16 protein-coding genes are annotated in these 14,116 nt (G+C 53.5%); 11 read left to right on the top strand and 5 right to left on the bottom strand.

From position 1 onward, the window contains the following. The first annotated feature begins 12 nt into the window (after positions 1-12). The 8 genes from WBL42_RS05320 (at position 13) to WBL42_RS05285 (ending at position 5,946) form a co-directional block, all read left to right on the top strand. Positions 13-1,047, top strand: coding sequence for a response regulator (locus WBL42_RS05320; RefSeq protein ID WP_424720228.1), 1,035 nt, complete (start codon positions 13-15; stop codon positions 1,045-1,047). A gap of 284 nt (positions 1,048-1,331) precedes the next feature. After that, positions 1,332-1,769, top strand: a complete 438-nt coding sequence (locus tag WBL42_RS05315) for an ester cyclase (protein ID WP_424720227.1) — start codon at positions 1,332-1,334, stop codon at positions 1,767-1,769. Positions 1,770-1,844: 75 nt separating this feature from the next. Beyond that, positions 1,845-2,237, top strand: coding sequence for a Rieske (2Fe-2S) protein (locus WBL42_RS05310; protein ID WP_424720226.1), 393 nt, complete (start codon positions 1,845-1,847; stop codon positions 2,235-2,237). 576 nt (positions 2,238-2,813) lie between these two features. Continuing rightward, positions 2,814-3,038 carry a KTSC domain-containing protein gene (locus WBL42_RS05305; RefSeq protein WP_424720225.1) on the top strand — a complete coding sequence of 75 codons (225 nt, stop codon included), beginning with the start codon at positions 2,814-2,816 and terminating at the stop codon, positions 3,036-3,038. Between the two features lie 422 nt (positions 3,039-3,460). Next, complete coding sequence (locus WBL42_RS05300; protein ID WP_424720224.1) at positions 3,461-4,015, top strand: TATA-box-binding protein; 555 nt, start codon at positions 3,461-3,463, stop codon at positions 4,013-4,015. A 331-nt stretch (positions 4,016-4,346) separates the two neighbouring features. Next, on the top strand, positions 4,347-4,796 hold the full coding sequence (locus tag WBL42_RS05295) for an Hsp20 family protein (protein ID WP_424720223.1): 450 nt from the start codon (positions 4,347-4,349) through the stop codon (positions 4,794-4,796). Between the two features lie 105 nt (positions 4,797-4,901). Beyond that, entirely contained in the window at positions 4,902-5,243 is a 342-nt protein-coding gene (locus tag WBL42_RS05290) for a hypothetical protein (RefSeq protein ID WP_424720222.1), read from the top strand. A gap of 127 nt (positions 5,244-5,370) precedes the next feature. Next, the gene (locus WBL42_RS05285) at positions 5,371-5,946 is read left to right on the top strand and encodes a hypothetical protein (RefSeq protein ID WP_424720221.1); all 576 of its coding nucleotides are present in this window, start codon (positions 5,371-5,373) and stop codon (positions 5,944-5,946) included. Positions 5,947-6,379: 433 nt separating this feature from the next. Here the strand turns inward: WBL42_RS05285 and WBL42_RS05280 are convergent, their stop codons facing one another. Both WBL42_RS05280 and WBL42_RS05275 read right to left on the bottom strand, forming a co-directional pair. Then, positions 6,380-8,551, bottom strand: coding sequence for a PAS domain S-box protein (locus WBL42_RS05280; protein WP_424720220.1), 2,172 nt, complete (start codon positions 8,549-8,551; stop codon positions 6,380-6,382). A gap of 608 nt (positions 8,552-9,159) precedes the next feature. Next, positions 9,160-9,327 carry a hypothetical protein gene (locus WBL42_RS05275; RefSeq protein WP_424720219.1) on the bottom strand — a complete coding sequence of 56 codons (168 nt, stop codon included), beginning with the start codon at positions 9,325-9,327 and terminating at the stop codon, positions 9,160-9,162. A 267-nt stretch (positions 9,328-9,594) separates the two neighbouring features. Between WBL42_RS05275 and WBL42_RS05270 the strand changes: the two genes are divergently transcribed. Beyond that, the gene (locus WBL42_RS05270; RefSeq protein ID WP_424720218.1) at positions 9,595-9,894 is read left to right on the top strand and encodes a hypothetical protein; all 300 of its coding nucleotides are present in this window, start codon (positions 9,595-9,597) and stop codon (positions 9,892-9,894) included. Positions 9,895-9,997: 103 nt separating this feature from the next. Then, complete coding sequence (locus tag WBL42_RS05265; RefSeq protein ID WP_424720217.1) at positions 9,998-10,162, top strand: hypothetical protein; 165 nt, start codon at positions 9,998-10,000, stop codon at positions 10,160-10,162. Between the two features lie 209 nt (positions 10,163-10,371). Here WBL42_RS05265 and WBL42_RS05260 read toward each other — a convergent pair whose 3' ends face one another. Further along, positions 10,372-11,454: a response regulator gene (locus WBL42_RS05260; protein WP_424720216.1), complete on the bottom strand. Its 1,083-nt coding sequence runs from the start codon at positions 11,452-11,454 to the stop codon at positions 10,372-10,374. A gap of 413 nt (positions 11,455-11,867) precedes the next feature. Here WBL42_RS05260 and WBL42_RS05255 point away from each other — a divergent pair, with 413 nt between their 5' ends. After that, complete coding sequence (locus tag WBL42_RS05255; protein ID WP_424720215.1) at positions 11,868-12,017, top strand: heavy metal-binding domain-containing protein; 150 nt, start codon at positions 11,868-11,870, stop codon at positions 12,015-12,017. Between the two features lie 15 nt (positions 12,018-12,032). Here the strand turns inward: WBL42_RS05255 and WBL42_RS05250 are convergent, their stop codons facing one another. Then, a complete protein-coding gene (locus WBL42_RS05250; RefSeq protein ID WP_424720214.1) occupies positions 12,033-12,323 on the bottom strand; it encodes a hypothetical protein in 291 nt (96 codons plus the stop codon). A 46-nt stretch (positions 12,324-12,369) separates the two neighbouring features. Continuing rightward, positions 12,370-14,013: a thermosome subunit alpha gene (thsA, locus tag WBL42_RS05245; protein WP_424720213.1), complete on the bottom strand. Its 1,644-nt coding sequence runs from the start codon at positions 14,011-14,013 to the stop codon at positions 12,370-12,372. Between the last annotated feature and the right edge of the window lie 103 nt (positions 14,014-14,116).

Here is a 14,116-nt window from a genome sequence, read left to right as displayed (position 1 = left end):
CTGTGATCCCTCATGATTTCCGTTCTCTTAATCGATGACGAACCGGATCATCTGGCCACTGCCAAGAGACACCTGGAGGGAACCGGCACGTTTACAGTGGACATCTGCCCCTCGGCACACGAGGCCATCTTCCAGCTCTCGCAGAAAAAATACGATGCCGTAGTCTCGGATTACGATATGCCGGTGATGACCGGGCTTGATCTCCTGAAAAAACTGAAGGCGGAAGGGGATCCGACACCCTTTATCATGCTGACCGGCAGCGGACCCGAACACATCGTTATCGAAGCGTTCAATGAGGGCGCTTCGTTCTATCTCAAGAAACACGATGACAAGGAGCGGCAGTTTGCCGAGCTCTCCCACAAGATCCAGCTGGCGGTGCGGAGGCACCACGAGCAGCGGAACCTGGATCTCTTCGTAGATGTCACGCGCCATGACCTGCTCAACAAGGTGGCGGCACTCTCCGGATACGTCGAGCTTGTCAAGGCCCATACCCAGGATCCAAAGATTCTCGGGTACCTGGCAAAACAACAGCTGCTCCTGACCTCAATCCGGGAGCAGATCAACTTCACCCGGGATTACCAAAGCCTCGGTTCCCAGAAACCCCGCTGGCAGGATCTCGGAGAGACCATCCGGCATGCGGTTGCGATGCTGCCTCCCGATGTTACGCCTCCCGCCTGTACGGCGTGTGGAGGTGCCGAGATATTTGCTGATTCCCTGCTGGTCAAGGTCTTCTACAACCTCATGGACAATTCCCTCCGGCACGGGCGGCATGTCACCTCCATGCGTTTTTCGAGCCACGAACAGGCGGGCGGGCTTGCCATCATCTATGAAGACGACGGGATCGGCATAACTGACCGGGAGAAGGAGTCCATCTTCCAGAAAGGGAAAGGGAAGAATACAGGCCTTGGCCTGTTCCTGATCCGGGAGATCCTCACTCTTACCGGCATCACCATCAGTGAGACCGGCTGCCGGGGAACGGGCGTGAGGTTCGAGCTGCTGGTGCCTGCCGACGGGTACCGGACAGTCTCTGTTGAAAAAACGCACTGATAATGGTGTTGCAGTGCGGGCTGCTGTGCCGCCCCCCGCTTCCCATTTCAGTGGATCTGCGGATAATGCCCATTCCTGGGTAATTGGGTAAGGATTTATCAGCTGCCGATCCTAATGCGGGCAGCATATGATTTTACACTGTACTGCATCAACCCGGGCGTCAGCAAAGTACAAGGATCCTGGAATCGATCATCCGCAGGATAATAATCCTTCATTTTTTATAAAGTTACAAAATCCTTATCACTTGACCTCCCATAACGTTTCAACCGCCAGGAGGACCATAAATGTCAACCGTAGAAGAGAACATGCGTCTCATGCAGACACTGGATGATGCCTGGAACACACAGGACTGGGCAGTATTCGAGAAACGCCATGCAAAAGAAGTCGATGTATTCTGGCCGGGCCAGCCGGCGCCAACCCATGGCCGGCCGTCCCACAAAGAAGAGGCGATCGCATTCTTCAAAGCATTCCCCGATAACAAGGTCGGGAACCGGCCGTACAGGATCTTCTTTGGCCAGGGCGACTATACCTGCTCGGTCGCCGACTTTACCGGAACATTCAGGGGTACGATGACCGGCCCGGACGGGAAGATTATCCCGCCAACGGGGAAGAAGTTCAAAGTCGAGTTCTGCACGGTCGCCCATTGGAAGAACGGTGAGATCATCGAGGAGAAGCTCTTCTACGACAAACTCTCCCTGATGCAGCAGGTCGGGCTGATGTAAGGATCAGATTAAACTTTTTTTTGCCCGTTATAAAGTCGAAGAGATGAAACACAAGACAGGAGAAGTGCGTGAGTTATGAATTTTGTTGAAGTAGCATCCACAGATGATGTACCGGTCGGAAAGACCAGGTATATTGAGGCAAAAGGTACCGAGATCGTCCTTGCAAACGTCAAGGGGAAGATCTATGCTGTGAGCGAACGGTGTGGCCACCAGAACGCCCCGCTCTCGAAGGGAACACTGAATGAAAACGTCATTACCTGCCCGCTCCACCATGCGCAGTTCGATGTCACCACGGGAAAGATGATCTCCGGCATGGTCGAGCTCTCGCTGCCCGGGATGGATAAACTGCCAAAAGAGTTCCAGGACGCAATGCAGGCGATTGGCGAAATGACGTCGCATATCAAAACCCATGACCTCCAGTCGTTCCCGGTGAAAGTTACGGGAAAACGCATCTTTGTGATGGTGTGACAGGTCACCCATTTTTGAATATACGGGAACCCGGTAGTTCACTAATTTCAGAATGGATCAATAACGCCAAATTTTCCTGCACACCCCCAATCCGATTCTGGTCCATAATGGCCTACGGGTGCCCGATCGGGTACCAGACGATACAAAGTCCGACCAAAAAACGCCCCTTACAGAACACCGCTAAACGGAAAATATAACGCCCCGCAATTTGACCGGTTTTTGAGTTTTCGCCACAAATCGCGGGGATGATTTCCGTGGTGGACAACATGGTTCTATTTTTGTGTTCACCACCGGACCCTGAGGGGAAAATACGCCCGTTTCGGCCCCGGATTGGGGGGCGAGACCGTATGTATGAAGGCAGTGCGGTTTTGTCTCATAAATGATGGGATAATTTAGAGAAGTACTGGAACCCGGTAACCAAATCTCCCCAACAGGTGCGAACCTGTAGTGCGCCGGCTATTGCCAAACGCCCGCGTCCCCGGCTGCACTGCCACGGGAAATACAAAGATGGTGCAGCGCCAGGCAACAAACCTTTTATAAAAACCATTAACCATTCAGCGCACTTGTAAGAGAGTAGTGATACTCGTGGAAAGACAGCCCGTTAAATCCCGTATTCTGCGCTCTGTGGGTTATGACGAAAATACAAAAATTCTGGAGATAGGATTTCAATCGGGACTTGTTTACCAGTATTCGGGAGTCCCACAAAAAGTCTATACGGATCTCATGCGTTCAAGCGAGATTGGAAAATACTTTTCCGACAAGGTCCGGACACAGTTCCAGACAAAACAGGTTATCACGTAGATCCTATCCCCGGGTTCCTGCACGATGACACCGGTTCCCGATGAAAAAAATTATGCGATCTTTGCCGGAAAATTTCCCATAAAAAATTTTTAAAAATTATTTTTATCATATCGTGTTCCCCATTGAAATTATCTTCCGGCTCACGCGGGCTCTACAAAATTTTTGATCAACCCCCGTCAGGAAATCGCAGGATTCCCGGCCGGCATCCCCCGCAAGCCTTGAGCCCCCCCTCCGCGCACTCCGGCAAAACGCCATGCGATTACCGACCCACGGCTGTATTATTGCCGCGACCAGCCAGTCCCCCGGACAGGAAACCTGTAATTTTGATGTACCTCCATGCCCCTCAAAACAGTAAATGAAAGACCTCTCATAAAGGTTGTCCATTAGTCTTATGGTTCGGGGAACGTCATAGAGTAGACAAGATGGCTGATAAAAAGTATGAATCCTTGAAGATTGAAAACATCGTTGCATCCGGTGTCATCGCAGAGTCCATTGATCTTGTTGAATTTTCAAATAAGGTCGAGAACTGCGAACTCAACAAGAAACGATTTCCCGGTGCGGTATATCGTATCGCGGATCCCAAGATTGCGTGCCTGATCTTTTCGTCGGGCAAGATCGTGATCACCGGTGTCCGTAACGATAAGGCGCTTGCAGACGGACTTGCTATCGTCATCAAATCGTTAAAACATGCGGGCATTGAATCCCTCAAAGAGCCCCGGGTTGCGATCACCAATATGGTCTGTTCGTACAATCTCGACAGATACATCAATCTCAACAAGCTGGCCGTCACGCTCAATGTCGAAAATGTCGAGTACGAACCCGAACAGTTCCCCGGGCTTGTATACCGGATCGGAGATCCGAAGATCGTGGTTCTTATCTTCTCGTCAGGAAAGATCATTCTCACGGGGGGGAAGACCCTTGAAGATGTCAAGAAAGGTCTTGACGTCCTGGAAAATAAGCTTGAAAGCCTCAGGTAAAAACGGAAGATTCCCGTCTGTTCACCGGTGCAGCCGGACGCATTGCATGAACTACGGTTCCGGAATCCCGCCGTTGCTCCTTAATCGTGTGGTCCGGAGGACGTGTTCATCGAATAAATTACCGGTACAGGGGAACGTTCCCTGAATGGGACCAGAGCTCCTCTCCACCGGCCCTGATCCCGCATTCCCCTATCCGGCCCACGGCTGCACTCCCCCACTCGTAACCGGCCCTCCCCGGAGTTCTTTACCAAAACCTCTATTGCCGCAGACAACACCCGTCCATGTATCCTGGTGGAGTGCACCTGGGCAACAAAAAAAGGAGGTTTGACAAATGGTACGACGATTTCACCGATCGATCTATGACGAACTCGACGAACTCAGGGCATCCATGGACTACCTGTACCAGCTTGCTCTTGAACCAACTGACAACCCGCTGTTGCCTGGAGAAGAAGAACCCGCTATCGTGTGCCAGTGCCTGCACACCCTCAACGCGGAAGTCACCGGGCATGAAGATGAAGTGATGGTGACTGTGGATACGGTCACGGGGACCGGAAATGCAAAAATATCCGTTGAGCTCATCCGCGGACAAACCCTGAAGATCACCATCGAGAGCGAGGAGGAAGATACTGGTGATAGTGACGGGAATACCTCACGGGAACAGAGAATTTTCTGCCTGCACCATGTGATCCCGCTCCCCGGCCAGGTGACCACGCAGGGTGCGAAAATGAGTCTGAGAAATGGCGTGCTCGACATCCATCTGAAAAAAGCACAGCCGGTATGAACAAAAACCCCGGCACCTGTCTTTTTTAACACTCCTCGTTCCTTTCCGTCATTCAATTCATGCATTATTTAAGTGATGACCTGCATTTTCTTAAATGAGCAATACATGAGAAAAACTTCCGATCTGGTAGATGAGATGCGTGCAGAAGCGAAAAACGCCTGGCTTGTCGCAATTGCTGTCGGGTTCGAAACGGAGACGAAATTTGTCTTCAGTTCACGCAGGCACCCGCTTGAAGAACTTGACCAGCTGGTGCTCAATGGCGGTTCTCCCATAGGGTTGTTACGGTTCGATAAGGAAACGTCCGCAGTACAGGGGTCATACCGCCCGTTCGTTGAATACGAGAAGGAAGACTGGGCAAAAAAATATCTGGCCGGCCTTCTGGATAAGACCGCTGAGATCGTTGAATTGAGCCAGCAGCAGACACACAGTTTTCCAAAGGCATATTGAGTAGTATCCCCCTTCTTCATACGATTTTCCGGGAACATTTTTGCCCCCGGATCCCAGGACTACCCGCAACCGGTTTCAAGCCTGCAGACAAAAGAATCATGACAAACGGCAGCACTACTCTCTTCTGATGAGAACTCCGGGGCTGCTCACCGGCTTTCTGCCGCTTATCGTGTATGGGATCCTCTCGGGAGCGATGCCCGGAAATGTGCAGATCGCTCTCCTTGCCGCCTGCATTGTCTCGCTGCTGGCGGGTTTCCGGCTGCTGCTGCGGGGATTCATACTTGAATGGGCAAACTTTCTGATGTTTACTGCCGCCCTGTTCTGCGTGTCAGTGGTGCATATCAGGACGGTCGGGGAGTACATGAGCGTCCTGATCTACCTTGTCCTTGCGCTCGTGGCATCCGGCTCGCTCCTTGCCGGCATTCCGTTTACTATCCAGTATGCGAGGGATATGGTCGACAGATCCCTCTGGGACCACCCGGTCTTCCGATCGGTGAACGCGTTCATGACCGGCGTCTGGGGAGCCCTGTTTGTTGTCAACCTTGTGCTGGTCTTGTATGCAATGACCGTCACGGGACCTGCTGCCGGGGTCGCTGCCATCACGACCTATGCAGTCCTCGTCATTGGCGTTGTCTTCACGGTGCGCTACCCGGCGTATATCCGGAAAAAACAGCACGCAAGTCCGGTTCCGGAACTACCGTGATGATGCAGCGAGCCTGCGGCGGGGCAGGAGACTACGGAAAACTACATTCGGTTCAGTACCATAAGACCCGGGCTTTGAGAAAAAAAATGCTCTGGTGAAATCCTTGTATTGGAACAACTAGTATTGGATTATATTTTGAGAGGAAGGGACAGTGCCTTTCCCCGCGGACCGCCCCTGCGCATTGCGATGCTGCAGGAATTACCAGTTAAGCGGTTGCCACAGCAGCTGAGGTAAAACCCCTGATAGCGTTCCTCTTTGTAATAATTCTACAGAGCAGAAAAATTGTATCGTTTTCCGGTCCATTGCCTGCTTTACGGCCAGCGGGCGGTACCCGTATCCGGTGAGGTCCCGTCTCCGGGAGCGCTGCCGCCCTTCTCCCCGGGACGGCCGTCATGATGGAAATTGCCCGGACCCGGGTCACCTGCGTCAGCCGTTAACCGTCCATGACCGTTGAGTACCGGTAACCGCCTTTTGGAACCCGGATCTCGAACCGTGCACCCCGCCCCGGCTCCCCGGTCTCGCCGATGGTAATTCCGGTCATGGAAAGAATTTCCCTGGTCAGGAAGAGGCCAAGGCCGGTATTTTTGCCGTATCCCTGCCTGAATATCTTCTCTTTCTCCTCTGCCGGAATACCCGGCCCGTCATCTTCCCAGAAGATGTTCAGGCCGTTTTGGGATTCCCGGGCGGAAACACGGATTATCGTCGCATGTTTCCCGTGCCGCAGCGTGTTGTCAAGGAGGTTCAGGAAGATTTTCTCAAGGATTGGATCTGCATACACAACCAGGCCGTCAATATCGGCCTGCAGGATCACTCCCCGGGGCATAATGGTATGGGGAAGTACCTGGGAAAGTTCCTGCCAGCGGGGCTCTGTAGAGCCAAGGTCCTGGTAAATCTTTGTAAATTCGATGTACTCGCCGATCGCCCGGGTATTGGAAACCAGTTTCTCAAGTACTTCTCCTGTCTCCGGACTAGGTTCTCTCTCTTTGAGAAGGTCCAGGTAACAGGACATGATCATGATCTTGTTGAGGATATCGTGTCGCGTGATGCTGTTGAGGAGATTGAGTTGCCGGTTTGCGGCCCGCAGCGCCTCCTCTATCCGCTTGCGCCCGGAAATATCGCGGCCTACGACCTGGAGGGCCGGTTTTCCCTGGAACACGGTACCGGTTGCGATCACTTCCACGTCGACTGTGGTACCGTCAAGGCAGCGAAACCGCTCCTCGATCAGGGGAACCGCAGTACCCGGGGACTCGGACATTATTTTGATCCGTTCGCGAACAACCCCGCAGAATGCCGGATCAACGAAATCAAGGGCCGCCCGCCCGATCATCTCCGCGGGGCCGTTTGCTTTGACCATCCTCGCCGCGGCATCGTTTGCCACAACGATCGTTCCCTCCTGGTGGATGATGAACGCGTCAAAAGACTGCGCGATGAGCCGGCGGTACCGCTCCTCGCTCTCCCGGAGACGTTCCTCCATCTCGTGCCGGCAGGTTACATCCCGGATAGAGATGATATTGGCCGGCTCTCCCTTGTACGTGATCCTGTTCCCGAGGGTCTCTATGTACAACTTCCTTCCCCGTGCCGTAATCGCGGAGTATGTCCGTGTTGTGCCTTTTCGTTCCGGGCTCATGGCAAAAAAATCGTGTCTGGCAGCATCCAGTGAATCCGGTGCAACCGTGTCAAATACGGTCAACGGGAGGCGACCGGAAGTACCGTCGACTTCGTACATGGCGAGGCACGCATGATTTGCGGTGAGGATCCGGCCTTCGAGATCGGTGACGAGAATACCGTCCAGCGACGATTCTGCAAGGAGCTGGTATCTCTCTTCGCTCTCCCGCAGTGCATCTTCGGCCAGTTTTCGCCGGGTAATATCGCGGGCGAAGGCAAAACTGAAATCCCTGCCCTCTTTTGAAACATAATTGGTCATTATTTCTACATCGACAATCGTTCCGTCCTTGTGCCGGTGCCGGGTCGTGAAAATATTCGTTTTTCTCTCTTTGAGGATCCTCTTGGACCTGTCCCACATTCCTCGGGTGAAATCCGGGTCAAGGTCGAAGACCGTCATCGCCAGGAACTCTTCCCGCGAGTATCCGGTGTTCCTGCAGGCCGACTCGTTTGCGTACAGGATCTTCCCTTCAAAATCAAGCCAGTACACATCGTCGGATGCCCAGTCCACCGAAACCTTGAGGAGCCTGAGCTGGGATTCGTTTTCCCTCAGATCTTCTATCGCCTTCCTCCGCTCGACTGCCTTCCGGATCTTATGGGCAAGTTCGGCGAACTGCGAGTCGGGAGCACCGCCTTTCTGGATATAGAAGTCGGCCCCGTTGTTAATCGCATCGATCACGATCTCTTCGCGCCCCTTTCCGGTGAAAAGAATGAAAGGGATGTCCCCGGACTGCGATCGGATCTCTTTTAAGAATGTCAAGCCGTCTGTCTCCGGCATCTGGTAATCGGAGACGATCGCATCATACGCGGTGTCCTTTATTTTTTTAAGGGCAGCAGGCACCGAATCCGTTGTGTCAACTGTAAAGTCCCCGGTCTTCTCGAGATACGTCCGGCACAGATCCAGAAGCAGTTTTTCGTCATCTACATAAAGGACTGAATACATCGGGCACATCTCAGGTATATTTTGCTTCAGTAAGGTGGTAGGTAATAGCTGAATAACTATTCGCGAACAGCGATTGCCGCCCTTACCCGTCATCTCCCGGAACGCCCCCACGATACGTGGGGTGTTGTCCAGGTTCCGGAACTATGCATTCCAAAATACCGGGTACACCCTCAGTGATGCCCGGTCTTTTTCAATCCCGGCAAAACCGGACGAAAATGATCGCCGGTACTTCAGTCCGGACGGGATAGATGGGCCAGCCGCAGATCTCTCCCACTCATACCGTGGAAGGGACTAATGATTGAGTTTTCCAAGGACGAGGGCGGGGGCATGACCGGCTCCAGCCTTCATCCGGAATCCTGGACGAAAAAGCGGCTGAATTATTGCAGGATACACAATGTCCGGGGAACTCCCCCGGCGCAGGTGAACCCTCCCGCACATCAGGGAAGGGGAATACGCCTGCCATGATCCTCCCGCCTCAATACCTGAACATCAGAAGATCTTCCGCGTTCCTGTAAGGGTTGCAGGGTAACGGTACAATGGCACACCGGGCCCTGACGGATTGAAAAAGAAGTATGATATGAGTGCTGATGCCCGGGGGAACTCCCCGTCTAATACGAGCTCCGCCCTACCTGGCTTATATAGATTTTGTGCTCCTGCAGGTCGATCCTGAAGAGCTCGGGATTGCTGATGAGATCCTGTACCGGGATCCTCATGGATGTCAGTTCCGGAAACGAGAAGTGTTCGTTGTGTTTATGTTTTCCATCCATCCAGTCCATTGAGACACCGGTACCGGTCTGCACACTGTTGTATATTTTTTCCACGTTACTATAATGCGGTTTGTGATATGTTGAATCTACCCGACCGGATACAAGGTACAAACGCCTCATGGCACCGGCGGCAGGGTTCATGTGTCCCGGGTCCGTCCCGGAATACACAGGAATTCCGGCACGGATTTTCAGTTTTTTCCGGATTTTAGCAACAATACACAGCTATATCCCCAGAAGAACCAAATGGGCATGAGAAACACAAAAAAGGAGGTAAAAATGGGACATGTACGGACAGATGCGACGAGGAGATACCAGTGCGCACACTTTATCTGTGCCTATCTGCTCTCCCGCAAGATAAGCAGGGCGGTGGTAACTTCACGGGATATTGCCCTGTTCCATCACCTGTCGCGGAAATCCTCCCAGTCGATCAGCGCGATGCTGAACTTCCTGTATACCAACCGCATCCGCGAATCCCGTTTCGGGTTCTACATTATAGGAACCTCCCCTTTCCGGAAATGCGATTATCCCCACCATTATACGATAGAACTTATCGATGGGGCCCGGGGGCTGCTCTGATGCATATCCCGCCCGTCACCGGACCGGCAGGACATGCCGCTCACACCCCATGGTACCGGCAATTCCATTCCCCGCAGGGAACAACTTTCTGCAGGAACCGGATGTGACCCTGACCTGGATGGAGTGGCTTGACGGGAGGGACGAGGATCACTCGTGCTGGTGCGATTTCATGGATGCCCCCTCGTTCTGGCAGACCCGGTGGTTCTGGATCGGTGGTGCAGCTGCCGGTGTGTGCATCATCCTGGTTTTCCTGTCTGGTATAATGTAAGCGTGCCTGTGAACGATTGCAGGGAAATTACCGGGCTTACCCTGGAGTGAACTGGAAGCGGTGTATGATCCCGGGCATTGTTGCCACACACACGCTTTTACCGGGATGCCTGCGTGAAGTCCCTCTGCACTTGAGGATTCTCCTTTGGGTCATCACGTTCAACAAAAAGAATAGTCTTTTATCAGCCCTTTCGGGTACTCTCTTCGAGATCAACAATCCAGCTGGCAACGGCCCTGAGCACGGTTACTGTCTTCTCGGTTTTGTGAAGTTTTCCGCTCTGGGTAAACTCCGCTCTCCCCGTCAAGGATCAGGATCGCGTCCTGGGCCGTCTGGAACAGCCGCCGGTACCTGAGTTCTGAATTTTTCAGTTCACGTTCGACAGCGACTCTCTGCTCTTCATGGTCCAGGTTCTGGAAAGCATCCGAGATATCCCCGGACTGTTCATCGAGGAGCCTGATGATACGGTCATTAAAAAATCCCGGTTCTGTGGCATAGAATGTAATGACCCCGGCACTTCCGGTATCGCGTGCGAAGGGGAATGCGGCAAGGGAGCGGTAGCCCCGCCCGAGTGCCCCTTCGCGCCAGGATCCCATTGCCGGATCGCTTTCGATATCATTACAGACCGTGAATGTCCCTGTGCGGAATGCTGTCCCGGTCGGGCCCCGCATGGCAGGTATGTCGTCCGTAGATAGTGAGATCGTATCAAGGTAACCTTCCACGCGACCCGCCGCAGCAACGGGTTCAATGAGATGTTTTTCCCTGTTGGCAAGTCCCGCCCACGCCATAGTAAAGCCGCCGTTCGCGACAGCAATCCGGCATATCTCGTTCAGCAGTTCCTTTTTATCATGAATATGAATAATTGCCTTGTTGGTCGCAGAAATGACCGAATAAAGCCGGTTGAGGGTTGCGATCTGCGCCTCGTCCCTGACGTGGTCGACTGCGGTCCTGATCTTGTGGACAAGCTCGGTAAACTGCGACGTCGGGTCCCCGCCTTTCTGGAGATAAAAGTCCGCACCGTTCTCAAAGGCTTCGACAGCGATCTCTTCCCTGCCCCTCCCGGTAAACAAAATAAACGGGATGGTTTTATCTACAGCCCGTACCTGTTTTAAAAACGTAATGCCATCCATTCCCGTCATCTGGTAATCAGATACGATGGCCTGGATCCCGTCGGATTTTACCAGGTCCAGCGCAGCCGAAGCTGACACTGCGGTGGTTACAGAAAATTCTGTTGTCTGCTCAAGGTACCGTTTGCAGATATCAAGGATTGCAGACTCGTCGTCCACAAAGAGCACTGATATTATCGGGACCACCTTCAGGGATCTTGGTTTGATAAAGCACGTGTGCTACTTATAATAAATATTTAATAAATATTTCGCCTGAAAACAAAAAATGCAATCAATGACTGCCATGATATAATTCCGCGTGCCATTTTTGCCTGCGGGTAAGGCCATGAGGGCTGTTTTATTACCGTAAACCCGGATTATCGTTATGCTTATATGAATAGCATCTTTTAAAATCCGGTACACCCGTCGATATAACCGAACGATCCCTGGCATCCCCACGCGATCATAATCCTGTATGGTTTTCGGGTACACATTATGCCATCGTCCCTGTCGCAAGTGACCTCAGTACATGCCGGGAAAAGAGTGCACCGGGTGAAACACCCGGCTAAACTGTTATACGGTAGGGCGTACATCAGGATACTGTGAATTACTGTCCTGTCTGCAAACGGGAGTATAAGGAAGTGAAAGGGAAACAGACCGGGCGCTGTCCTGTCTGTGGCACCGATCTCGTCCAGATCTCCGAAAGCGAGATGGCTGTTGTGCGCCGGGAGAATATCCGGAAAAATGAATGAACCGGAGAAACCCGGCTATTTTGGTACTATGCGTGCTTCGGTATCGGTTATCTCGTAGATAACTTCCTTCTTTCCCTGTTTGAGCTGCTGGAGTTCCTGCAATATCGCCTGCAACTCATACTCCTTGTCCCTCCGTGCGATCATATACGGCGTGTTCGGCTGGGGATTTTCCGGGGTAGTGGCAAGCAGCTCGCAGGTATTCCGCTGGCGGGAGATCCTGATATCGGAAATTTTGTCGAGATCAAGGGATTTGAACTCCCCTGCATGGAACGAACCCGACTGTGCGAATCGTACGAGGACCGTCATGCGGATCCTCCGGCGAACCTGTTTTCAGATGGTACGACTACCATACCTAGTAGTCACCCATTCCCGGCGGCATTCCGCCCATTCCTCCCGGTGGCATTCCCCCGGCAGGACCGGATGCCCTGGACGATGCGATGACGTCGTCGATCCGCAGGATCATGACCGCAGCCTCGGCAGCGCTTGCAATTGCCTGCGTCTTCACCCGCAGGGGTTCAACTACGCCGGCCTTCAGCATATCGACCGGTTTGCCCTCGTAGACATCGAGACCGAATGTCTTCTTTCCCGCTTCGTGCTCTGCCCGGATCGCTACGATCATATCGATGGGGTCGAGGCCGGCATTTTCTGCAAGCGTTCGCGGAATGATCTCGAGCGCCTTTGCGAATGCCTCGATGGCCAGCTGGATCCGGCCCCCGAGGGTTGCGGCATACCGGTGGAGCTGAAGCGAGAGCTCGATCTCGGGAGCCCCGCCACCCGCAACGATCAACTTGTCCTGGACGACAACACTGACGACCATAAGGGCATCGTGGACTGCCCGTTCAAGTTCATCGACCACGTGTTCCGACCCGCCCCGGATGATCAGGGAGACCGCCTTGGGATTTTTGCATTTCGAGACAAAGATCATCTCTGCCCCGGAGAGTTTCTTCTCCTCGACATGGCCGGCAGCCCCGAGATCGGCCGGCGTGATTGCGTCGATGCTGCTGACAATCGCCGCGCCGGTAGCCCGCGAGAGGTTGTCCATGTCGCTCTTCTTGACACGGCGGACGGCAAGGATCCCGGCCTTTGCCAGGTAGTGCTGGGCCACGTCATCGATTCCCTTCTGGAAGAAGACTACGGTGGCGCCGGTTTTGATCACCTTGTCCGCCATGTCGTGCACCATCTGCCCGTCCTCATCGAGGAATGCCTGCACCTGCTCGGGCCGGGTGATGTTGATCTTTGCGTTGACCTCGGTCTTCTTGTATTCGAGTGCCGCGTTGAGGAGGAGAACTTTTGCGTCTTTGACTTCCTTTGGCATGGCCGGGTGCGCCCGTTCCTTGTCTATGACCATGCCCTCGATCATCACGGTATCCTCGATCGCGCCCCCGACTTTCTTCTGCACGTTCACGTGCTTGATATCGACGGTGCCATCAGGATCGGTGACCCGGGTGATGGCCTTCACGACGATGTCGCAGAGCAGGTCCTTGTACGCCTCTGCGCCCTTGCCGCTGATCGCCGTTTCGGCGACTTTTTTGAGCATCGCGTGATCGCCCGGTTTCACGGTAATTGCGATCCCGGTGAGTATCTCCATGGATTTTGCCGCAGCCTGCTGGTATCCCTCGGCAATAACCGTCGGGTGGATCCGCTGTTCAAGGAGGTTCTCCGCATTTTTCAGGAGTTCCCCGGCCAGCACAACGGCGGATGTCGTGCCGTCGCCGACTTCCTTGTCCTGGGTCTTTGCAATCTCGACCATCATCTTTGCGGCAGGGTGCTCGATGTCCATCTGCTGCAGGATGGTCGCGCCGTCGTTGGTGATGGTGATATCGCCCATGCCGTCAATGAGCATCTTGTCCATGCCTTTTGGCCCAAGTGTTGAACGGACCGCGGCTGCTACTGCCTTTGCGGCGGCGATGTTGCTGTTCTGGGCTTCCTGCCCACGGGTCCGCTGCGTTCCCTGCCTGAGAATGATGACCTGCTGGCCGCCAAGTTGTTGTGACATTTCCTACCTCTGTTTATCTGGTTTTTCCGGGAATGCTCTCCTGGTTACCAAAAAAGCCTTCCCTGTTTATACTGGGGTGTATTGCCGAATCGTCCGGGGTCCC

It is taken from the genome of Methanoregula sp., assembly GCF_049686655.1.
Classification (GTDB): Archaea; Halobacteriota; Methanomicrobia; order Methanomicrobiales; family Methanospirillaceae; genus Methanoregula.
Note: the sequence above shows the minus strand (reverse complement) of the source record. Positions and strands in the feature narration are given on the sequence as shown.

Excerpts from the sequence above, each read along its gene's own strand:
- WBL42_RS05320 (WP_424720228.1), top strand. The coding sequence starts at position 13 with ATGATTTCCGTTCTCTTAATCGATGACGAACCGGATCATCTGGCCACT.
- WBL42_RS05315 (WP_424720227.1), top strand. The coding sequence starts at position 1,332 with ATGTCAACCGTAGAAGAGAACATGCGTCTCATGCAGACACTGGATGAT.
- WBL42_RS05310 (WP_424720226.1), top strand. The coding sequence starts at position 1,845 with ATGAATTTTGTTGAAGTAGCATCCACAGATGATGTACCGGTCGGAAAG.
- WBL42_RS05300 (WP_424720224.1), top strand. The coding sequence starts at position 3,461 with ATGGCTGATAAAAAGTATGAATCCTTGAAGATTGAAAACATCGTTGCA.
- WBL42_RS05295 (WP_424720223.1), top strand. The coding sequence starts at position 4,347 with ATGGTACGACGATTTCACCGATCGATCTATGACGAACTCGACGAACTC.
- WBL42_RS05290 (WP_424720222.1), top strand. The coding sequence starts at position 4,902 with ATGAGAAAAACTTCCGATCTGGTAGATGAGATGCGTGCAGAAGCGAAA.
- WBL42_RS05285 (WP_424720221.1), top strand. The coding sequence starts at position 5,371 with ATGAGAACTCCGGGGCTGCTCACCGGCTTTCTGCCGCTTATCGTGTAT.
- WBL42_RS05280 (WP_424720220.1), bottom strand. The coding sequence starts at position 8,551 with ATGTATTCAGTCCTTTATGTAGATGACGAAAAACTGCTTCTGGATCTG.
- WBL42_RS05275 (WP_424720219.1), bottom strand. The coding sequence starts at position 9,327 with ATGGACTGGATGGATGGAAAACATAAACACAACGAACACTTCTCGTTT.
- WBL42_RS05270 (WP_424720218.1), top strand. The coding sequence starts at position 9,595 with ATGGGACATGTACGGACAGATGCGACGAGGAGATACCAGTGCGCACAC.
- WBL42_RS05250 (WP_424720214.1), bottom strand. The coding sequence starts at position 12,323 with ATGACGGTCCTCGTACGATTCGCACAGTCGGGTTCGTTCCATGCAGGG.
- thsA (WP_424720213.1), bottom strand. The coding sequence starts at position 14,013 with ATGTCACAACAACTTGGCGGCCAGCAGGTCATCATTCTCAGGCAGGGA.